Annotated in this window: 17 protein-coding genes and 1 pseudogene; 13 read left to right on the forward strand and 5 right to left on the reverse strand. The window is 65.4% G+C overall.

Annotation, left to right across the window (positions count from 1 at the left end):
- The 10 genes and pseudogenes from J2X53_RS19245 to cobA form a co-directional block, all read left to right on the forward strand.
- Positions 1-270 (forward strand): annotated as a pseudogene (locus J2X53_RS19245) (hypothetical protein); the annotation flags it as partial.
- Between the two features lie 473 nt (positions 271-743).
- Entirely contained in the window at positions 744-1,325 is a 582-nt protein-coding gene (locus J2X53_RS19250) for an ANTAR domain-containing protein (protein WP_118155853.1), read from the forward strand.
- Positions 1,322-2,497 carry a CmpA/NrtA family ABC transporter substrate-binding protein gene (locus J2X53_RS19255; RefSeq protein ID WP_349039122.1) on the forward strand — a complete coding sequence of 392 codons (1,176 nt, stop codon included), beginning with the start codon at positions 1,322-1,324 and terminating at the stop codon, positions 2,495-2,497. The genes J2X53_RS19250 and J2X53_RS19255 overlap by 4 nt, the downstream gene beginning before the upstream one ends.
- Before the next feature lie 285 nt (positions 2,498-2,782).
- Complete coding sequence (locus J2X53_RS19260) at positions 2,783-4,072, forward strand: CmpA/NrtA family ABC transporter substrate-binding protein (RefSeq protein WP_349039123.1); 1,290 nt, start codon at positions 2,783-2,785, stop codon at positions 4,070-4,072.
- Positions 4,073-4,082: 10 nt separating this feature from the next.
- Entirely contained in the window at positions 4,083-4,982 is a 900-nt protein-coding gene (gene ntrB / locus J2X53_RS19265; RefSeq protein ID WP_349039124.1) for a nitrate ABC transporter permease, read from the forward strand.
- A complete protein-coding gene (locus J2X53_RS19270) occupies positions 4,979-5,788 on the forward strand; it encodes an ABC transporter ATP-binding protein (protein ID WP_349039125.1) in 810 nt (269 codons plus the stop codon). Before ntrB ends, J2X53_RS19270 begins: the two co-directional genes overlap by 4 nt.
- A 5-nt stretch (positions 5,789-5,793) precedes the next feature.
- Positions 5,794-8,220 (forward strand): nitrite reductase large subunit NirB, encoded by a 2,427-nt coding sequence (gene nirB / locus J2X53_RS19275; RefSeq protein ID WP_349039126.1) that lies wholly within the window; start codon positions 5,794-5,796, stop codon positions 8,218-8,220.
- Positions 8,217-8,552 carry a nitrite reductase small subunit NirD gene (gene nirD / locus J2X53_RS19280; protein WP_349039127.1) on the forward strand — a complete coding sequence of 112 codons (336 nt, stop codon included), beginning with the start codon at positions 8,217-8,219 and terminating at the stop codon, positions 8,550-8,552. The genes nirB and nirD overlap by 4 nt, the downstream gene beginning before the upstream one ends.
- Positions 8,549-11,149 (forward strand): molybdopterin-dependent oxidoreductase, encoded by a 2,601-nt coding sequence (locus tag J2X53_RS19285; protein WP_349039128.1) that lies wholly within the window; start codon positions 8,549-8,551, stop codon positions 11,147-11,149. Before nirD ends, J2X53_RS19285 begins: the two co-directional genes overlap by 4 nt.
- The gene (gene cobA / locus J2X53_RS19290) at positions 11,146-11,976 is read left to right on the forward strand and encodes a uroporphyrinogen-III C-methyltransferase (protein WP_349039129.1); all 831 of its coding nucleotides are present in this window, start codon (positions 11,146-11,148) and stop codon (positions 11,974-11,976) included. Before J2X53_RS19285 ends, cobA begins: the two co-directional genes overlap by 4 nt.
- A gap of 29 nt (positions 11,977-12,005) precedes the next feature.
- Here cobA and J2X53_RS19295 read toward each other — a convergent pair whose 3' ends face one another.
- From J2X53_RS19295 to J2X53_RS19305, 3 genes are all read right to left on the reverse strand, one after another.
- The gene (locus J2X53_RS19295) at positions 12,006-12,818 is read right to left on the reverse strand and encodes an aldo/keto reductase (protein WP_349039130.1); all 813 of its coding nucleotides are present in this window, start codon (positions 12,816-12,818) and stop codon (positions 12,006-12,008) included.
- 217 nt (positions 12,819-13,035) lie between these two features.
- Positions 13,036-14,163 carry a Gfo/Idh/MocA family oxidoreductase gene (locus J2X53_RS19300; protein ID WP_349039131.1) on the reverse strand — a complete coding sequence of 376 codons (1,128 nt, stop codon included), beginning with the start codon at positions 14,161-14,163 and terminating at the stop codon, positions 13,036-13,038.
- A gap of 23 nt (positions 14,164-14,186) precedes the next feature.
- Entirely contained in the window at positions 14,187-14,888 is a 702-nt protein-coding gene (locus J2X53_RS19305) for a GntR family transcriptional regulator (RefSeq protein WP_349039132.1), read from the reverse strand.
- 100 nt (positions 14,889-14,988) lie between these two features.
- Here J2X53_RS19305 and J2X53_RS19310 point away from each other — a divergent pair, with 100 nt between their 5' ends.
- From J2X53_RS19310 to J2X53_RS19320, 3 genes are read left to right on the forward strand one after another with little or no spacing between them, the layout of a single operon-like run.
- The gene (locus tag J2X53_RS19310) at positions 14,989-16,146 is read left to right on the forward strand and encodes an LLM class flavin-dependent oxidoreductase (RefSeq protein WP_349039133.1); all 1,158 of its coding nucleotides are present in this window, start codon (positions 14,989-14,991) and stop codon (positions 16,144-16,146) included.
- Positions 16,146-17,039, forward strand: coding sequence for an aldo/keto reductase (locus tag J2X53_RS19315; protein ID WP_349039134.1), 894 nt, complete (start codon positions 16,146-16,148; stop codon positions 17,037-17,039). Before J2X53_RS19310 ends, J2X53_RS19315 begins: the two co-directional genes overlap by 1 nt.
- A 14-nt stretch (positions 17,040-17,053) precedes the next feature.
- Positions 17,054-17,554 carry a flavin reductase family protein gene (locus J2X53_RS19320; protein WP_349039135.1) on the forward strand — a complete coding sequence of 167 codons (501 nt, stop codon included), beginning with the start codon at positions 17,054-17,056 and terminating at the stop codon, positions 17,552-17,554.
- A gap of 188 nt (positions 17,555-17,742) precedes the next feature.
- Here J2X53_RS19320 and panC read toward each other — a convergent pair whose 3' ends face one another.
- Positions 17,743-18,582 carry a pantoate--beta-alanine ligase gene (gene panC, locus J2X53_RS19325; protein WP_349039176.1) on the reverse strand — a complete coding sequence of 280 codons (840 nt, stop codon included), beginning with the start codon at positions 18,580-18,582 and terminating at the stop codon, positions 17,743-17,745.
- A gap of 2 nt (positions 18,583-18,584) precedes the next feature.
- Positions 18,585-19,421, reverse strand: coding sequence for a 3-methyl-2-oxobutanoate hydroxymethyltransferase (gene panB, locus J2X53_RS19330; protein WP_349039136.1), 837 nt, complete (start codon positions 19,419-19,421; stop codon positions 18,585-18,587).
- Between the last annotated feature and the right edge of the window lie 148 nt (positions 19,422-19,569).

A 19,569-nucleotide genomic window follows, 5' to 3' on the forward strand; every position in this document is an offset into this window, starting at 1 on the left:
GGCGTGCTGGGCGATGCGATCGGCGACGACGGGCTGCTGGGCGATCTCACCGGGTCTGACGGGCTGATCGGCGAGCTGACGGGCGCGGGCCTGCTGGGCGACGGGGATGCGACATCCGGAGGCCTGCTGGGGGGCCTTCTGGGCGGTGCAACCGACGGTGCCGGCGGTCTTCTCGGCGGCGGTCTTCTGGGGGGCGGCCTGCTGGGGGGCGACGGCGGATTGCTGGGATCGGACGGCCTGCTGGGCGGGCTGGACGACACCACGGCCTGAGCCACGCCGTCACCACAGGGCTCCCCTTGCGCGAGCCCCACAGCGCGCGGCCCAGACCACGGGCCGCGCGTTTTGTGTTGGGGAGGGATTTCTCAGGCCATGCCCGGAAGCCATGCTGGCGGGCCGGGGCTGGCCTCGTTCCACTATTGGGCGGTGCTGACCCCGGGGGTGCAGGCCGCCCATCAGAATCTCCTCTCCAGCCGATACTTTACGACGACTGGCGGCCCACTCCGCTCAGGCACGGACGTGTTTGCCGTACAGGCAACTGACCGTGGGAGGAATCCTGCGGCCCATTTTTGGCAAGGGCCGTGGCGGTTGCAGGGCTGCGCTGTGCCGGAATTGCTTAAATGACAGGCGCTTCGCTGAGTTTTGCGTAGAATGCAGGCGAAATCTGCGATCTGCTGGCCTTTGCCCACATCTTTCATTGCACAGATGCTGGCTCCGGCGGCTGTTCGCTGTGACGGAGTTGAGACATGGCACGGCTTTCCATCATCGTTGTCGAGCGCGACCGGGAGCGCGCATTGCGCATTGTCGACGGCCTCATGGCGTCGGGCGATCATGCCATCACGGTCATTTCCGAAGAAACCGGCCTGGCGCGACGGATTGCCGAACAAAAGCCGGATATCGTGCTGATCGACGTGGCCGACCCGTCGCGCGATGTGCTGGAGGAGCTGGCGCTGGTCTCTGGCCCGATGGAACGGCCCGTCGCGATGTTTGTCGACCGGTCCGACGAGCAACTGACGCGTGCCGCGATCGAGGCGGGTGTCTCGGCCTATGTGGTCGACGGGTTGCAGCCGGAACGGATCAAGCCGGTACTGGATGCCGCCATTGCGCGGTTTCACATGTTCCAGAAGATGCGCGCCGAACTCGCCGCCACCAAGGCCGCGCTGGAGGATCGCAAGATCATCGACCGCGCCAAGGCCATTCTGATGAAGGCGCGCGGGATTGACGAAGAGGCCGCCTATGCGCTGCTGCGCAAGACGGCGATGGACCAGAAACGCCGCGTGGCCGATATCGCGCAGCAACTGGTGATGGCGGCGGGGCTTTTGACATGAGCCTGACGACGCTGCGCCTGGGCTATGTGCCGTTGACCGATGCCGCACCCCTGATCGTGGCGCAGGAGCTTGGCTTTGCTGCCGAGGAAGGGTTGAGCTTCGATCTGATCCGGGTGCAAAGCTGGGCACAGAGCCGGGATCTGCTGGGCATGGGCACGATTGATGCCGCGCATATGCTGGTGCCGCTGCCGATTGCACAGACGCTTGGGCTTGGCCCTGATTATCCCCGGTTTGATCTGGTGATGATGCTGTCGGTGGGCGGGCAGGCGATTGCGGTCAGTGCCGCCCTCGCCGATGCGATGCGCGGGCAGGGGCACGGGTTTGGCTTTGATGATCCTGTCGCCGCGCGGGATGCGCTGATGGCGGTCACCAAAGGCCAATTGCGGGTGGGCGTGCCGTTTCCGTTCTCGACGCAGGCCGAACTGGTGCGGCGCTGGCTGGACGGCACTGATTTAGCTGCCGGGGTCACCATCCACACCGTACCGCCGCCCCTGATGGCCGACGCGCTGGCGGCAGGTGAAGTGGATGCGTTCTGTGTCGGCGAGCCCTGGGCCTCTTATGCGGTGGAAACCGGGGTCGGGGCGCTGTTGCTGGCGGGGCGGGCGATCTGGGCCTCGCCGCCGGAAAAGGGGCTGGTGCTGACCCGCGACTTTACCGAGGCCCGCCCCGAAGAAACCGGGCGGCTGATGCGGGCCGTCTGGCGGGCTTGCCGCTGGCTCGACCGGCCAGACAATCGCGGAACGGCGGCCGAGATCCTGTCGCGGCCCGAATACCTGAACCTGCCGCCGGAACTGACGGAACGGGGCCTGCTGGGCCGTCTGCATGTCAGCGCGGCGGGCGAAATCCGGCAGTTTCCCGGCTTCATCCGGTTTCACGACGGGGCGGTGAATTTTCCCTGGCGCAGTCTGGCCGCCCTTCTGGCGCGCCGGATTGCCGGGCTGCACGGGCTGAATGTCACGCACGCGATGGAGCAGGCGACGGAGTGTTTCCGCACCGATCTGTACCGCCAGCACCTGCGCAGCGCCGGGGCAGATCTGCCCGGCGCTTCGGCCCGGATCGAGGGGGCAATGGCGCATCCGACGGCGGTTGCTTCGGAAAAGGGCCAGATGATTCTGGCGCCGGACGCCTTTTTTGACGGCGAAACCTTTGATCCGGCCTTTGCGTTGCGCTGAAGTTTTGAGCACGGCTTTCGGGCGTTGCGTAAAAGGAATGCTGCGGCCGCGATACTGCATTGCAGCACTTGACCGGAAGCCAGCAAGCAGCCCATCCTGAAGACAAGTCGAAAGCAATGGCGCTTTTGACCTGCACGTTTTCCGCAAAGATGCGGTCCCCCCAAATGGCAACGCCGCCACCCATCCTGTCCTCGCGTCCGAGGCAGTGATCGAGGTGGCTTTTTGCCGTTCAGCCCAAGCCCGCCGCGCAACCGCCGGCCCGGCCTTTGCCAGAGGACACGCCATATGACCCTGATCCAGCCCACTCGCCGCAGCTTTCTGAAATCCGCCGTCAGCGTTGCCGCCACCGCAGCCGCTGCCCGGCTTGCTTTGCCGGGCGGTGCCTGGGCCGCGACGCCCACGCCCGAAGTGACGGGGTGCACGCTGGGCTATATCGCCCTGACCGATTCCGCGCCGCTGATCATTGCGTATGAAAAGGGCTTCTATGCCAAACATGGCATGCCGGATGTGAAGGTGGAAAAGCAGGCCAGCTGGGGCGCCACGCGGGATAACATGGCGCTTGGGTCAGCGGGGGGCGGCATTGATGGCGGCCATATCCTGCGCCCCAAGGTGCACCTGTATGCGACCGGCAAGGTGATGCAGAACAACCAGCCGCTGCCGATGTATACGCTTTTGAACCTGAACGAAGATTGTCAGGGGCTGTCGGTGGCGCAGGCCTATGCCGAAACCGGCGTCGGGCTGGACAGCGCACCCCTGCGCGAGGCATTTGCCGCCAAACGCGCCGCCGGGCAGGAAATTCCGGTCGCAATGACCTTTCCCGGCGGCACCCATGATCTGTGGATGCGCTACTGGCTGGCGGCTGGCGGCATCGACCCGACCAAGGATGTTGATCTGATCGTCGTGCCGCCACCGCAGATGGTGGCGAACATGAAGGTCGGCAACATGGAAGCATTCTGTGTGGGCGAGCCGTGGAATGAACAGCTGGTCAATCAGGGCATCGGTTTTACCGCCGCCACGACCGGCGAAGTCTGGGCCAATCACCCTGAAAAGGTGCTGGGCATGCGCGCCGAATGGGTTGATGCCAACCCCAACGCCACGCTCGCCCTGATGATGGCGGTGATGGAGGCGCAGATCTGGTGCGAAGACGCCGCCAACAAGGATGAGATGGCCGAAATCATCGGGCGGCGTCAGTGGTACAACGTGCCCGTCGGCGACATCATCGGCCGCATCAAGGGCGAGGTGAACTATGGCAATGGCCGCACTGCATCGGACCCGGCACTGGCGATGAAGTTCTGGAGGGGGGGCGCCACCTCGTTCCCGTGGAAGTCGCTGGATGCGTGGTTCATCACCGAAAACAAGCGGTGGGGCTATTTCCCCGGCGATCTGGACACCAAGGCGACCGTGGATGCCACCAACCGCAGCGACCTGTGGCTGCAGGCGGCGGCGGGTCTGGGGATCGACACCTCGGGTTTTGGCGATAGCCGCGGGGTAGAGACGTTCTTTGACGGCAAGACTTTCGATCCGGCCAACGCCGAGGCCTACCTCGACAGTCAGTCGATCAAGGCCATGGTGTAAGGGGGTGGGCATGTCTGTCGTTGCGTTGAAAAAGACTTCGCCTGCGGCCTCCGGGGCCCCGGCCAAACCCGCAGAGGCAAAGGTTCTGCCGCTTCCGGTTGCGGCAAGGTCAGGACAGTGGCTGCAAAAGTCGCTGGCTTGGGTCGTCTCATCGGTGCTGCCGCCGCTGGTGGTGCTGTTCGTGCTGCTGGCGATCTGGCAGATCGCCTTTTCCGGCCCCAATGCCGGGTTGCCGACGCCCACCAAGGTCTGGGCCGAAAGCAGCGAGCTGATCCTGGATCCGTTCTTTGTCTACGGCTCGCAGGACATCGGCCTTGGCTGGCGGGTGCTGACCTCGCTGGAGCGTGTGGCTTATGGCTTTGGCCTTGCAGCGATTGCCGGGGTGCTGATGGGCGCGGTCATTGGTCAGTCGGCGCTGATGATGCGCGGCTTTGATCCGATCTTTCAGGTGCTGCGCACCGTGCCGCCCCTGGCGTGGTTGCCGATCAGCCTTGCCGCCTTCATGGACAGCCGCCCGAGTGCGATCTTTGTGATCTTCATCACCGCGATCTGGCCGATCATCATCAACACCGCCGCCGGGGTCCGCGCCATTCCGCAGGATTACCGCAATGTGGCCGCCGTTCTGCGGCTCAATCAGGTGGAGTTCTTCTGGAAGATCATGGTCCCCTCTGCCGCGCCTTACATCTTTTCCGGCCTGCGCATCGGGGTTGGCCTGTCCTGGCTGGCCATCGTTGCCGCCGAGATGCTGACCGGCGGTGTCGGCATCGGGTTCTTCATCTGGGATGCGTGGAACTCGTCACGCCTGACCGACATCATCGTGGCGCTGATCTACATCGGGGTGACCGGCTTTGTGCTGGACCGTCTGGTGGGCTGGCTTGGCGCCGTCATTTCACGGGGGACAGCGACATGACCATGGTATCCGCAAAATACCTGCACATCGACCGGGTCTGCAAATCCTTTACCAACGGGTCCAAGGTCACCGAGGTTCTGTCCGATATCCGCCTGACCATCGACAAGGGCGAGTTCGTGTCGATCATCGGCCATTCCGGTTGCGGCAAGTCCACGCTCTTGAACCTGATCGCCGGGCTGACCGACGTGACCACAGGTGCGCTGAAGCTGGAAGGGCGCGAGGTCAACGCGCCGGGGCCGGAACGCGCGGTGGTGTTCCAGAACCACAGCCTGCTGCCTTGGCTGACCGTGTATGACAACGTGAAGCTGGCGGTGAACAAGGTGTTTTCCTCCACCAAATCGCGGGCGGAACGGCATGACTGGATCATGCAGAACCTTGATCTGGTGCAGATGACCCATGCCGCCGACAAGCGCCCGGGCGAGATTTCGGGCGGCATGCGGCAGCGCGTCGGCATTGCCCGCGCGCTGTCGATGGAACCCAAGGTGCTGCTCCTGGATGAACCCTTCGGCGCGCTCGATGCGCTGACCCGGGCGCATCTGCAGGATGCGGTGATGGATATTCACGCGCGGCTTGGCAACACCATGATCATGATCACCCATGACGTGGATGAGGCCGTGCTGCTGGCCGACCGCATCGTGATGATGACCAACGGCCCTGAGGCAACGATCGGTGAGGTGCTGGAGGTGGGCATTCCCCGCCCCCGCGACCGCATCGCGCTGGCCAGCAACCCCGATTACGTCCGCGCCCGCGAAGCGGTGCTGCGGTTCCTGTATGAACGTCACCGCTTTGTCGAAGCGGCGGAGTAAAGATCATGAAACAGAAACTTGTGGTGATCGGCGCAGGCATGGCCTCGGGCCGGATGCTGGAGACGATCTTTGAGGCGGGCGGTGATTTCGATGTCACCCTGTTCAACGCTGAGGCGCGCGGCAACTACAACCGGCTGATGCTGTCGCCGGTGCTGTCTGGCGAAAAGACCTACGCCCAGATCGTGACCCATGATGCGGAGTGGTATGAGGCGCATGGCGTTGATTGCCGCTTTGGCGAGGCGGTGGTCAAGATCGACCGCGCCAACCGGATCGTTTATTCCAACGCGGGCGGCGTTCCCTATGACGCGCTGGTGATTGCGACCGGATCGGCCCCGTTCATCATTCCGGTGCCGGGCAAGGATCTGCCGGGCGTCTGCACCTACCGCGATCTGGAAGACACCAATGCGATGATCGCCGCCAGCAAACCGGGGGCACGCGCCGTTGTGATCGGCGGCGGCCTGCTGGGGCTGGAGGCGGCAGCCGGCATGGCCGCACGCGGGGCCGAGGTGGTGGTCATTCACCTGATGGGCCATCTGATGGAACGTCAGCTGGACCCCGCTGCCGGATACCTTCTGCAAAAGGATCTCGAAAGCCGGGGCATCCGGGTGCATTGCAAAGGGGCCACCAAGGCCATTCTGGGCGAGGATCGGGTCGAGGCGGTGCTGCTGGAAGATGGCACCGTCTACCCCGCCGATCTGGTCTGCATGGCCGTTGGCATCCGGCCCGAGGTGCGGCTGGCCAATGACGCGCATCTCGAGGTCGGGCGCGGCATCACCGTGGACGATCAGATGCGCACCTCTGACCCGGCGATCTTTGCGTTGGGGGAATGCGTGGAGCATGATCGCCAGCTCTTTGGCCTTGTCGCGCCGCTTTATGATCAGGCCAAGGTGCTGGCGGCGACGCTGCTGGGGCAGGACGCAGCGTTCAAGCCCGTGCAGACCGCGACCAAGCTGAAGGTCACCGGTGTCGATCTGTTCAGCGCAGGCGATTTCGCCGATGCGCCGGGGCGCGAGGATATCGTGTTCCGCGATCCGGGGCGCGGGGTCTACAAGCGCCTGATCCTTGAAGGCGAGCAGCTGATCGGCGCGGTGATGTATGGTGATACTGCCGATGGCGCATGGTTCTTTGACCTGATCAAGCAGGGCCGCGATGTCACCGACCTGCGCGACACGCTGATCTTTGGCCCGGCATTTCAGGGAGGTGCCCAAACGGACCCTCTGGCAGCCGTTGCAGCCTTGCCGCCTGAGGCGGAGATTTGTGGCTGCAACGGCGTCTGCAAAGGCAGGATCGTGACCGCGATTCAAGGCGGGGCCAACACGCTGGACATGGTGCGCATGGCCACCAAGGCCAGTGCCAGCTGCGGCACCTGCACCGGGCTGGTCGAACAGGTGATGGCGCTGACGCTGGGTAACAGCTTTAGCGCCAATGCCAACCCACCCATGTGCAAATGCACCGATCACACGCATGAGGATGTGCGGCGGCTGATCAAGTCGATGGGGCTGAAGTCCATTCCCGCCGTGATGCAGGAACTGGGCTGGAAAACCGTTGGCGGCTGCGCGTCGTGCCGCCCGGCGCTGAACTATTACCTGATCGCCGACTGGCCGCTTGAGTACACTGATGACCGCCAGTCGCGCTTTGTGAACGAGCGCAATCATGGCAACATCCAGAAGGATGGCACCTATTCCGTCGTGCCGCGCATGTGGGGCGGCGTCACCACGCCTGCCGAGTTGCGCGCCATCGCCGATGCCGCCGACCGCTATGCGGTGCCGATGGTCAAAGTGACCGGCGGCCAGCGGATCGACCTGCTGGGCGTCAAGAAAGAAGACCTGCCCGCCATCTGGTCTGACCTGAACGCCGCCGGGATGGTCAGTGGCCACGCCTATGCCAAAGGTCTGCGCACGGTGAAAACCTGTGTCGGGACAGACTTCTGCCGCTTTGGCACGCAGGACAGCACCGGGCTGGGGATCAAGCTGGAGAAACTGCTCTGGGGCTCATGGACCCCGGCCAAGGTCAAGCTGGGCGTCTCGGGCTGCCCGCGCAACTGTGCCGAGGCGACGTGCAAGGATATCGGCGTGGTCTGCGTTGATTCCGGGTATGAAATCAGCGTGGCGGGTGCCGCTGGCATGGACGTGCGTGAGACCGAATTCCTGTGCAAGGTCACCACGGAAGCCGAGGTGATGGAGGTGATTGCCGCCTTTACCCAGCTTTACCGCGAAAACGCCCGCTATCTGCACCGCATCTACAAATGGGTGGCAAAGGTCGGCCTTGACTGGTGTCGCGCGCAGGTCGAAGACCCGGCCAACCGCCGCGCGCTTTATGACCGCTTCATGCTGTCGCAATCGGTCTACCAGACCGATCCATGGGCCGAACTGGCCGCAACGCCGGCAGACTGGGCGCCGGTTGCCGATCTGACCCTGAGGGCCGCAGAATGACCCAGTTCATCGACATCGCCGCATTGGATGACATCCCGCGTCAGGGCGCGCGGGTGGTGAAAACCATGATCGGCTGCATTGCGGTGTTCCGCACCGCCGATGATCAGCTGTTCGCGCTGGAGGATCGCTGCCCCCACAAGGGCGGGCCGCTGTCCGAAGGGATCGTGCATGGCACATCGGTCACCTGCCCGCTGCATGCCTGGGTGTTCGACATGAACACAGGGCAGGCGCAGGGCGCGGATGAGGGGGCGGTTCACACCTTTCCGGTGCGGCTGGAGAACGGTCGCGTGCTGCTGGATACGACCCGGCTTGCCCGGCGCAGCGCCGCATGACCGCCCCCGTGCGCAGCACCTGCCCTTATTGCGGCGTCGGCTGCGGCGTGATCGCCTCGCCCGACGGCAAGGGTGGCGTTCAGATCAAGGGCGACCCCGACCACCCCGCCAACCGGGGCCGGTTGTGCGTCAAGGGGGCGGCCTTGGGCGAAACGCTGTCGACCGAGGGGCGGCTGCTGGCACCGATGATCCGGGGGCGGCAGGTGTCATGGGATAGCGCGCTGGATGAGGTGGCGGCGCGGTTTTCGCAAACCATCGCGGCACACGGGCCGGATTCGGTGGCGCTCTATGTCTCTGGCCAGCTGCTGATCGAAGATTACTACGTCGCCAACAAGCTGATGAAGGGCTTCATCGGCAGCGCCAATATCGACACCAACTCGCGGCTCTGTATGGCGTCTTCCGTGGCTGGCCACCGCCGCGCCTTCGGGTCCGACACTGTGCCGGGGCAGTATGAAGATCTGGAGCTGGCCAATCTGGTGGTGCTGGTCGGCAGCAATCTGGCCTGGTGCCACCCGGTGCTGCACCAGCGCCTGATGGCGGCCAGGGCGGCGCGGCCCGACCTGAAGATTGTCGTGATCGACCCCCGCCGCACCGCGACCTGCGAAGGGGCAGACCTGCACCTGGCCCTGGCACCGGGCGCCGATGCGCATCTGTTCAATCTGCTTCTGTGCCACCTTGCCGACAGCGGCCAGATCTCGGCGGATTTTCTCGCGCATGTCTCCGGGCTGGAGGCCACCCTCGCCGCCGCCCGCAGCAGCACCGCCGCCGAAACCGGACTGCCTCAGGCCGATCTGGTGGCGTTTCTCACGCTATGGGCCAGCACCGAACGGGTGGTCACCGTCTACTCCCAAGGCATCAACCAGTCTGACAGCGGCACCGACAAGGTGAACGCGATCCTAAACTGCCACCTTGCGACGGGGCGCATTGGTCGCCCCGGCATGGGGCCGTTTTCGGTGACCGGCCAGCCCAATGCCATGGGCGGCCGTGAGGTTGGCGGTCTGGCCAATATGCTGGCCTGTCATCTGGATCTTGAGAATGCGCTCCATCGCGATGCCGTTCAGGGCTTCTGGGCGTCGCCCACCATGGCCGACAAACCCGGGCTGAAAGCGGTGGACATGTTCCGCGCGGTCGAAGACGGGCGGATCAAGGCCCTGTGGATTCTGCACACCAACCCCGCCGTCACGATGCCCGACGCCGACCGTGTGGCCCGCGCCATCGCGGGCTGTGATTTCGTGGCGGTCAGCGACATCTGGCCCACGACAGATACCGCCCGGCTGGCACAGGTGCTGTTGCCCGCAGCCGGCTGGGGCGAAAAGGAGGGCACCGTTACCAATTCCGAGCGGATGATCAGCCGCCAGCGCGCCTTTGCCGCGCCGCCGGGGCAGGCGCGGGCGGATTGGTGGCAGCTGGCACAGGTGGCGCAACGCATGGGGTTTGCCGGCTTTGACTGGGATGGCCCCGGCGCGATCTTTGACGAATACGCCGCCCTGTCCGGAGTGGCCGGGGGTCTGGGCAGCGACTTTGACATCTCGGGTCTGGTCGGGGCGGATTACGCCACCCTTGCTCCGACAGTCTGGCCACAAGCGGGCAAGCGGGGCGGCCGGTTCTTTGGCGATGGACGCTTCCACACCCCCGATGGCCGCGCCCGCATGGTGCCGGTCACCGCCCGGCTGCCCGAAACCGCGCCCGCCGCGCAGCCGTTCCGGCTCAACACCGGGCGGGTGCGCGACCAGTGGCACACAATGACCCGAACCGGCATGGCCCCGCGCCTGTCACAGCATCTGGGCGAGCCGTATCTGGAGGTGCATCCGACGGATGCCGCGCGTCTGGGTCTGGCCCCGGCCTCGCTGGCCGAGCTCAGCAATGATCAGGGCCGCTCGGTGCTGCGGGTGATGATCAGCGACCGGGTTCAGCCCGGCCACCCGTTTGCGCCGATGCACTGGACGGGCGAGACGGCACCGACCGGCCGCATTGATGTGCTGGTGCCGGGTCTGACAGACCCGGTCTCCGGCCAGCCCGCCAGCAAATCCGCCGCGGTCGCCATCCGGCCCTTTGCCGCCCGGTGGTATGGCTTTGCTCTGTCGCGCAATGGCCTGCGCCCCACCTGTGACTATTGGGCCAAAGGCCCGGTCGCGGGCGGGATGCAGATGGAACTGGCAGGACAGGAGGAGCCGCAGGACTGGGCGGACTGGGCCTCCGCGCTGTTCGGGCTGGCCGCACCTTCGGCCATGGTCTCTGACCCGGCGCAGGGGGTCCACCGCATGGCCTTTGTCGAGCAGGGCCGCCTCATCGCGGCGCTGTTTATCGCGCGCGCGCCTGTGCTGCTATCCCGCGCGCATCTGGCGTCGGCCCTTGGCGGCACTGACGTTTCGGTTCTGGCTGGCCGTCCGGCGGCAGACCGTCCCGATCCGGGGCCAACGGTCTGTGCCTGCCTCAATGTCGGTCTGAACACCATTCTTCGCGCCATGAGCACCGACGGGCTGATGACCGTTGACGCCATCGGCGCCGCAATTGGCGCTGGCACCAATTGCGGCTCCTGCCGCCCCGAACTTGCCGCCCTTGTCGCCCGTCACAGCCACTGCGAGGCCGCCGAATGAGCTATCTTCAGAACCCAGCAACCATTGTCCCCTCTACAGTCACCCCGCCGCGTGGTCGTATCGCGCTGGTCGGGGCCGGTCCGGGGGCGGCAGACCATCTGACGCTGCGGGCGGTGCGCTGTCTTGGGCAGGCCGATGTCATCTACTATGACCGGCTGGTAGAGCCGGAGGTGCTGGCCTTTGCCCGGCCCGGTGCCGCCTGCATCTTTGTCGGCAAAGAGGTGGGCGCGCACAGCTGGCCGCAAGCCCGGATCGATGCGACCATCGTGGCAGCCGCCTTGCAGGGCAAACGGGTGGTGCGGCTGAAATCCGGCGATCCGTCCGTCTTTGGCCGGGCTGCCGAAGAAATCGCCGCCGCCCGCGCGCACGGGATCGACATCGAGATCATTCCCGGGGTGACCGCCGCCTCTGCCGCTGCCGCGAGCCTGTGCCAGCCGCTGACCCAACGTGGGGTGACAGATCGCGTGGTGCTGGCCACGGCCACCTGCTGCACCGGCGAGATGCCGTCGCAGATCGGCGAAATCGCCCGGCCCGGCACCTCGCTGGTGTTTTACATGGCGATGACGCAGCTTCGGGCGCTGTCTGATCAGCTGATCGCCGCCGGGGTCGCGCCGGATCAGCCGGTGACTGTCGCTACCAATGTTTCGCGCGCGAATGAACGCAGCCTGACCACAACAGTCGCGCAACTTTGGCAGGATTGTGAGGCGGCAAAGGTCCGCAATCCGGCGGTCATCCTGATTGAGCTGGCGAAACCGCCAGAACCGCAACCGGGCGGGATCAGTTTTGCCGCCCAGTCCGCCTCCGCCGCCGCAGTGTCAGCGTCCTAGCAGGGATCTGGCGGCGATCCACAGCATCCCTAGCTGAACAGTCTCGGGTCCGGTCCGCCGCGCAGGCCCGCGTCCAGTGTCGCCATTGCTGTCATCTCGTCTTCGGTCAGGCTGAAATCGCAGACATCCAGATTTTGCGCCAGCCGCCCCGCATCGGTGCTGCGCGGGATCACCGAACAGCCCAGCTGGATATGCCAGCGCAAAATCACCTGCGCCGGAGTCTTGCCGGTGCGCGCCGCCACCGCCTGCACCGGGGCGGCGTCAAACGCCTGCCCCTTGCCCAGCGGGGTCCAGCTCTGGGTGACAATCCCCAGCCGGTCGTGCAAAGCGCGCAACTCGGCCTGCTGCAATCCCGGATGCAGCTCGATCTGGTTCAGAACCGGCGTCACGCCGGTCTCACCGATCAGCCGCTCCAGATGGTCGCCCATGAAATTCGACACGCCGATGGATTTCACCCGGCCCGCTTCGCGCAGCCGGATCATCGCGCGCCAGGTGTCCAGATACAGGCCCTTTTGCGGGCAGGGCCAATGGATCAACAGCAAGTCCGGCTCCAGCCCCAGCCGCGCCACCGACACGTCAAAGGCGCGCAAGGTCTCATCATGGCCCTGACGGTCGTTCCAGATCTTGGTGGTGACAAACACCTGATCCCGCGCCACGCCGGACTGGCGCAGACCTTCACCCAGGCCCGTCTCGTTGCCATAGATCGCCGCACCGTCCACCAGTGCATAGCCCATGCGCAAGGCCGACGACACGATATGGCTGGTCTGATCTGCCGGAATCTGCCAGATTCCCAAACCCAGCGCCGGAATCCGGTTGCCGTCATTCAACTTCACCACCGCCATCGTCGTCTCCCGCAGGTCAGGGCCGCAGGGAACAGATTTCAGGGGGGGGATGCAAGCAAGAACTTGCCGACCGTCGTGCTTTGCTGCTTTCCCAAATACTCCGGGGGAGTCGCGCGTCAGTGCGGGCGGTCTGCCACAGGCGCTGTCGCCGCGCGACGGGGGCGGAGCCCCCCGCACCAAACAGCTTGCCCCCGCCCTTTGCGGGGGCGCAATCAGATCACCTTTGGCCGTTCCCGGCGGGGGGTGCATAGGGGGCGCGGGTCAGGTCCACCGCCTGCCCGGTGGCGGCGCTTTCCTGCGCGGCCATGCCGATGGCCACGGCCCACCAGCCATCCAGCAGGCTGACCTCTGCCGCCTGTTCACCGCGCACCACGCGGGCAAAGCCCTGATGCTGATAAAAGGTGCTGCCGTTGTGATCGCCCGCCGCCAGCAGCGCCGGGTCCACCGGCACCTCCTGCACCTGCGGACCCTTCGGGTCGCGTGGGCTGACGATCACCTGCGGCACCGGGGCCGCACCCAGATGGGCGGGCCAGAACCGGCCCGGTCCGGGCACAAGGCATTCGATCTTGCCCAGCGGCCCCACGGCCGAGATTTCCTCCTGATAGCGCGCGCCTTCGGCAAACATGCACAGCTCCAGCATCGCGCGCAGCCCGTTCTCGAACTCGACGATTACATAGGCATTGTCCCAGATGTCCGGGGTCTGACCACCATAACGCTCGTCCAGATGGTTCACCGCCTGTCCCGCACTCGCCATCACCCGCACCGGGTCGCAGCCGGCAATCAGCCGCATCAGGTCAAAGAAATGGCAGCATTTTTCCACCAGTGTGCCGCCCGTGTTGTGGTTAAAGCGGTTCCAGTCGCCGACTTTCTCCAGAAACGGAAAGCGATGCTCGCGGATGGTCAGCATTTTGATGCCGCCAGTCGCCGCCTCGGCTTGCGCGATCAGATGCGCGACGGGCGGCATATAGCGGTACTCCATCGCCACCCAGATCGGCGCGGGGTAGGCCGCGCGCAACGCCGCCAGACGCGGGGCATCGGCAGGGTCGGTGAACAGCGGCTTTTCGCACAGGATCGGCAGCGGGCGGATCGCGGCGATCTGTTCCAGCTGCGCCAGATGCATGTGGTTGGGCGACACGATCAGCAGGCAGTTCACGTCGCTGTGCGCCACCACCTCGGCCACGCTGTCCACCATCACCGCCCCCGGTGCCAGCTCTGCCGCCCGCGCGCGCATCGCGGGGTCGGGCTCAAAGATGGCCGCCACGCTTGCACGAGGGATCAGCGCGATGTTGCGCAGATGCTCTTGCCCCATCATGCCACAGCCGATGATACCGTATCTCAGATCCATAGTGATCTCATTTCAAACGGGCCTCATTTCAGGCGGGCCACATAGGCCACGCGGTCAGGGTCATACCAGGTGAAGGACGCTTCGGCCGACTGGCCGTCCTGCCCCCGTGCGATGCGGGTGATCATCGGCAGCGGCGTGCCGGGGGGGTGCGGAAACTCCGCCAGCACCCAGTCGGGCAGGGCCCCAAGGCCGACGCGGTCTTCGGCCCGGGTGATCCACAGGTTCAGGCGCTGGCGGTAGTAGAAATACAGCGATTCCGACAGGTCTTCGGGGGCGATCCGCTCGGCCAGCGCGCCATCCAGCCAGATCTCCTCGACCGCCGCCACCACGCCCGAGAGAAACCGCAGGCGGCGGATGCGGTGGCCTTCGGCGCTGGTGCCAAAGGCGGGCAGCCTGGGGTCTTTCGGCAACCGGTCGACTGACAGCACCCGGGCGGTCGGCAGGCCGCCCCCCGACAACAGCTCGATCCGCAGCAGCGCATAGACCGAGGACGGGTCGGCCTTGGCGCGGATGTAATTGCCAGACCCTTGTTTGCGCTCCACCAGCCCCTTGGCGGCCAGCGCCTGCAGCGCCTGCCGCAAGGTGCCGACCGCAATCCCCAGCCCCGCCGCCATCTCGCGCTCGGGCGGCAGGCGTTCGCCGTCGATCAGCCGCCCCGCCGCGATGTCGCGGATCAACAGCTCGCTGATCTGAAGATACAAGGGCAGGGCGCCGGGGGAGGACATAGACTGTGCCGTAAATTGATACAGGATTGATCTATAGGATTTCCGATGCTACGCAAGAAAAAAGTTGAGTCTCATCCATGGATTTCTGGGAGGAAACGTCATGACAGTGGTGCCCGTCACCTCGGCCGATCTTGATGCCAGCGAGGTCAGCTGGTTCGCCGCCCTGTGCTCGGATGACTATGAATATCTCGGCGTGCCCGACCCGGCCCTGCGCTCCAGCTGGGCGCATTGCTCGGGCATCGTCAAGCGCGCCGAGGCGCATGGCTTTCGCAACATCCTGTGCCCGTCGTCGTATCAGGTCGGGCAGGATACCTTGTCCTTTGTCGCGGGCTGCGCGCCGATCACCGATAGCATCAACTTCCTTGCCGCGATCCGCTGCGGCGAGATGCAGCCGGTGATGCTGGCCCGCACCGTGGCCACGCTGGACCATATGCTGCAAGGGCGGCTGACGCTGAATGTCATCTCGTCGGACTTCCCCGGCGAAGTCGCCCCCAGCGCCTTTCGCTACAAGCGCAGTCACGAGGTTGTGGAAATTCTGCGGCAGGCCTGGACGCAGGACCATATCGACTACGCGGGCGAGATCTATCAGATCAGCAAGATCAGCGCCGACCCGGCGCGGCCGTATCAGCAGAACGGCGGGCCCTTGCTGTATTTCGGCGGCTATTCCCCCGACGCGCTGGAACTTTGTGGCGCGCAATGCGATGTTTACCTGATGTGGCCTGAAACCAAAGACATGCTGGCACAGCGGATGCGCGATGTGCATGCCCGCGCTGCCGCCCATGGCCGGACGCTGGATTACGGCTTGCGCGTGCATATGATCGTGCGCGACACGGAAGCTGAAGCGCGGGAGTATGCCGAGCATATCGCCAGCAAGCTGGATGACGAATACGGCAAGCTGATCCGCGACCGGGCGCATGATTCCATCAGCCTTGGCGTGGCACATCAGGCGCGGGCGCGCGAACTGGCCGATCAGTTCGGCTATACCGAGCGCCATCTGTGGACCGGCATCGGCCGGGCGCGGTCGGGCTGTGGCGCGGCGCTGGTCGGGTCCACCGATCAGGTGCTGAGCCAGATCGAGGACTACCGCAAGATGGGCATCCGTGCCTTTATCTTTTCGGGCTATCCTCATCTTGAGGAATGTGACCATTTCGGCACCAGGGTGCTGCCACAGCTGAAAACCTGCTCTCTGCCGCATGAATACGGCCGTGTGCCCGCCAGCACTCCCGCCACCCCTTTAGGAAACGGACCCCGCCGCTGATGGAAAAGATCACCCTTTCGCCCGAAGTCTCCCTGTCGCGTCTGGTCTATGGCATGTGGCGTCTGGGCGATGATGCCGACACCTCGCCCGCCCATGTGCAGGCCAAGGTCGAGGCGTGCCTTGCCCAGGGCATCACCACGATGGATCAGGCCGACATTTACGGCGGCTATACCGCCGAGGCGATCTTTGGCGCGGCCCTGAAGGCCGCACCCGCCCTGCGGGACCAGATCGAGATTGTGACCAAATGCGATATCGTGGCCCCCGCAGGCCGCCATGCCGCGGCACGGGTGAAGCATTACGACACTTCCGCCGCCCATATCGCCGCCAGCGTCGAGGCATCCTTGCGCGATATGGCGACCGACCGGATCGACCTGTTGCTGATCCATCGCCCCGATCCGCTGATGGATCATGAGGAAACCGGGGCCGCCCTTGACGCGTTGGTGGCCAGCGGCAAGGTGCTGGCGGTGGGCGTGTCGAACTTCCGCCCCTGGGATTTTGAGCTGCTGCAATCGGCGATGAAATCCCCGCTGGTGACGAACCAGATCGAGGTCAGCCTGCGGGCATACGATGCCTTTACCAATGGTGACATCGCCTTTCACCAGCGTCACGGCCAGCCGCTGATGGCGTGGAGCCCGCTGGCCGGGGGCAGCCTGCTGTCGGGCGCCGATCTGCGGCTGCGCGACGCGCTGCACCGGGTGGGGGCGGAACAGGGCACCGACTGGTCGGCGGTGGCGGTGGCCTGGCTGTTGCGGCACCCGGCGCGGATCATTCCGGTGATGGGGACCAACAGTCTTGACCGGATTGAAAAACTTTCTGATGCCTGTCGTGTCGAAATGGATCGCCAGACGTGGTTCGAGCTCTACACCCATGCCATGGGACATGAGGTGCCGTAAGGACGGATGGAGCTTTGATGAGGGAAATGCAGTTCACGCCAGAGGACAACCCGCGCGCGTTTCGCGATGCGCTGGGGCGGTTTGCCACCGGGGTTACGGTGGTGACCTGCGCCACCCCGGATGGGCCGATGGGGTTCACCGCCAACAGCTTTGCCGCCGTGTCGCTGGATCCGGCGCTGGTGTTGTGGTCTCCGGCAAAAGCCTCCAGCCGGTTCGCGCCTTTCGCCCAGGCGCAGCACTATGCGATCCACGTGCTGGATGCAGAGCATACCGGCTGGCTGACCCGGTTCGGGCGCGGTGGCGCGGGCTTTCACGGGCTGAGCCATGAGGCGAATGCCGAAGGTGTGCCGGTGATCCACGGCGCGCTGGCCCGCTTCGACTGCGCGCAACACGCCACCCATGACGGCGGCGATCACCTGATCGTGGTGGGGCGCGTGCTGCGCGCCGCCTATCGCGAGGGCGCGCCGCTGGTGTTTTCGCAAGGGGCCTACGGGCGGTTCGCGAACGGTCTCTGAGGGTGTGCTCGCGGTGAGGACAGACTGGGGCTCTGCCCCCAGCGCATTGGTTCCTCGGACCCATGGCGAAACCAATGCGCAACCCGGGATATTTTTGCCAAGATAAAAGCGCGGTTCTGAGAGGTCGGGGCGCGGGATTGCAATGCCGCGATCCGCAAGACGTATTGTCCCGCCCGGTCGTGACCGTCCTAAACCGGGATATTGTCGATCAGCCGCACACTATCCAGCCAGACTGCCGCCAGCATCCGGCGCGGGCTGGCGGGATCGTCTGACGGCATCAGCGTCGCGGCGTCGCGCAGCTCGATGTATTCCACCCGCTCGAATCCGGCGGCGCGGATCGCCTCGGCGGCCTCACGGATCGCCATCCGGTCGGATTGCCCGGCGCGGATATCCTCGGCCGCCGCTGTGATGGCCGCGTAAAGCACCCCGGCTTTCGCCCGCCCCGCAGCGGTCAGCCGCACATTGCGCGACGACATGGCCAGCCCGTCCGCCTCGCGGATGGTTTCGCAGCCGACGATCTGTACCGCCATGTTCAGGTCGCGCACCAGCCGCAGCACCACTTGCAGCTGCTGCCAGTCCTTCTGGCCAAAATAGCCCCGGTCGGCCAGGGTCATGCCAAACAGCTTGGTCACCACCGTCGCCACGCCATCGAAATGGCCGGGGCGCATCCGCCCCTCCAGCGGTTCCGACACCCCGGCGACCGACACCACGGTCTTGAATCCGTCGGGATAGACCTCTTCGGGGGCAGGGGCAAAGATCAGATCAACCGGGACCGTGGCCAGCAAAGCGGCGTCGGCCTCTTCGGTGCGGGGGTATTTCAGCAGGTCGTCGGGGTTGTTGAACTGCATCGGGTTGACGAAAATCGTGGTGATCACCCGATCACAGTCACGCCTTGCGGCGCGCGCAAGGCTCAGGTGGCCATCATGCAAAGCGCCCATGGTGGGCACAACGCCGATGACCTCGCCTGCCGCCCGCCAGGCACGGGTATGAGCGCGCAGATCGGCAACGGTGCGGACAATGACGGGCAGGGTCACGATTTGGCTTTCACGGGCAACACATCGGCAAAGACATGTTCCGGCCCCGGAAACGCCCGCGCGCGCACCTCGCCGGCATAGGTGGCGATGGCGGCATCGGCCAGCTTGCCCAGTTCGGCATAGCGCTTGACAAACTTGGGGCGGAAATCGGTGAACAGGCCCAGCATGTCGTCGATCACCAGCACCTGCCCGTCACAGTCCGCCCCAGCCCCGATGCCGATGGTGGGGATGCTCAGCGCCGCCGTGATCTTCCGGGTTAGGCCCTGCGGCACCTTTTCCAGCACGATGGCAAAGGCCCCCGCCGCCTCACACGCCCGGGCGTCGGCCATCACCTTGGCGGCCTCATCGTCGCGGCCCACCACCTTGTAGCCGCCAAGGGTGTTCACCGATTGCGGCGTCAGACCGATATGGGCCATCACCGGCACCCCGCGCGCGGTCAGAAAGGCGATGGTCTCGGCCATATGCGCGCCACCCTCCAGCTTTACGCTTGGCGCGCCGGTTTCGGCCATCAGCCGGGCGGCATTGCGGAACGCCTGCTGCGGGCTTTCCTCATAGCTGCCAAACGGCAGGTCAATGACCGCCATCGCCTTGGACAACCCGCGCATGACTGATCGGCCGTGCAGTATCATCATCTCCATCGTCACGCCCACGGTCGAGGGCAAGCCGTGCAGCACCATGCCCAGCGAGTCGCCCACCAGCACCATGTCGCAATGCGGATCCACCAGCCGCGCCATCGGCGTGGTATAGGCCGTCAGCATCACCAGCGGCTGGCCGCCCTTGCGGGCCTTGATATCGGGCGGCAGAACCGGGCGGACGGGGGTGGTGGCGCTCATGATCGTCTCCTGCCTGTGACGCCCCTGTCACCGGGCGTCCTTAAACTGCCTGACATAAGTGCATGACCCCACCGGGATGCGCAAGAATATTGCGCCGCACTGCGGCACATCCCGCAGGCTTGACGGGGCTCAGGCTTGACGGGGCGGG

Source organism: Pseudotabrizicola sp. 4114 (assembly GCF_031457365.1).
Classification (GTDB): domain Bacteria; phylum Pseudomonadota; class Alphaproteobacteria; order Rhodobacterales; family Rhodobacteraceae; genus Pseudotabrizicola.

Excerpts from the sequence above, each read along its gene's own strand:
- J2X53_RS19310 (WP_349039133.1), top strand. The coding sequence starts at position 14,989 with ATGACAGTGGTGCCCGTCACCTCGGCCGATCTTGATGCCAGCGAGGTC.
- ntrB (WP_349039124.1), top strand. The coding sequence starts at position 4,083 with ATGTCTGTCGTTGCGTTGAAAAAGACTTCGCCTGCGGCCTCCGGGGCC.
- nirD (WP_349039127.1), top strand. The coding sequence starts at position 8,217 with ATGACCCAGTTCATCGACATCGCCGCATTGGATGACATCCCGCGTCAG.
- J2X53_RS19295 (WP_349039130.1), bottom strand. The coding sequence starts at position 12,818 with ATGGCGGTGGTGAAGTTGAATGACGGCAACCGGATTCCGGCGCTGGGT.
- J2X53_RS19270 (WP_349039125.1), top strand. The coding sequence starts at position 4,979 with ATGACCATGGTATCCGCAAAATACCTGCACATCGACCGGGTCTGCAAA.
- J2X53_RS19255 (WP_349039122.1), top strand. The coding sequence starts at position 1,322 with ATGAGCCTGACGACGCTGCGCCTGGGCTATGTGCCGTTGACCGATGCC.
- J2X53_RS19300 (WP_349039131.1), bottom strand. The coding sequence starts at position 14,163 with ATGGATCTGAGATACGGTATCATCGGCTGTGGCATGATGGGGCAAGAG.
- J2X53_RS19285 (WP_349039128.1), top strand. The coding sequence starts at position 8,549 with ATGACCGCCCCCGTGCGCAGCACCTGCCCTTATTGCGGCGTCGGCTGC.
- J2X53_RS19260 (WP_349039123.1), top strand. The coding sequence starts at position 2,783 with ATGACCCTGATCCAGCCCACTCGCCGCAGCTTTCTGAAATCCGCCGTC.
- cobA (WP_349039129.1), top strand. The coding sequence starts at position 11,146 with ATGAGCTATCTTCAGAACCCAGCAACCATTGTCCCCTCTACAGTCACC.
- panB (WP_349039136.1), bottom strand. The coding sequence starts at position 19,421 with ATGAGCGCCACCACCCCCGTCCGCCCGGTTCTGCCGCCCGATATCAAG.
- J2X53_RS19250 (WP_118155853.1), top strand. The coding sequence starts at position 744 with ATGGCACGGCTTTCCATCATCGTTGTCGAGCGCGACCGGGAGCGCGCA.
- nirB (WP_349039126.1), top strand. The coding sequence starts at position 5,794 with ATGAAACAGAAACTTGTGGTGATCGGCGCAGGCATGGCCTCGGGCCGG.
- J2X53_RS19305 (WP_349039132.1), bottom strand. The coding sequence starts at position 14,888 with ATGTCCTCCCCCGGCGCCCTGCCCTTGTATCTTCAGATCAGCGAGCTG.
- J2X53_RS19315 (WP_349039134.1), top strand. The coding sequence starts at position 16,146 with ATGGAAAAGATCACCCTTTCGCCCGAAGTCTCCCTGTCGCGTCTGGTC.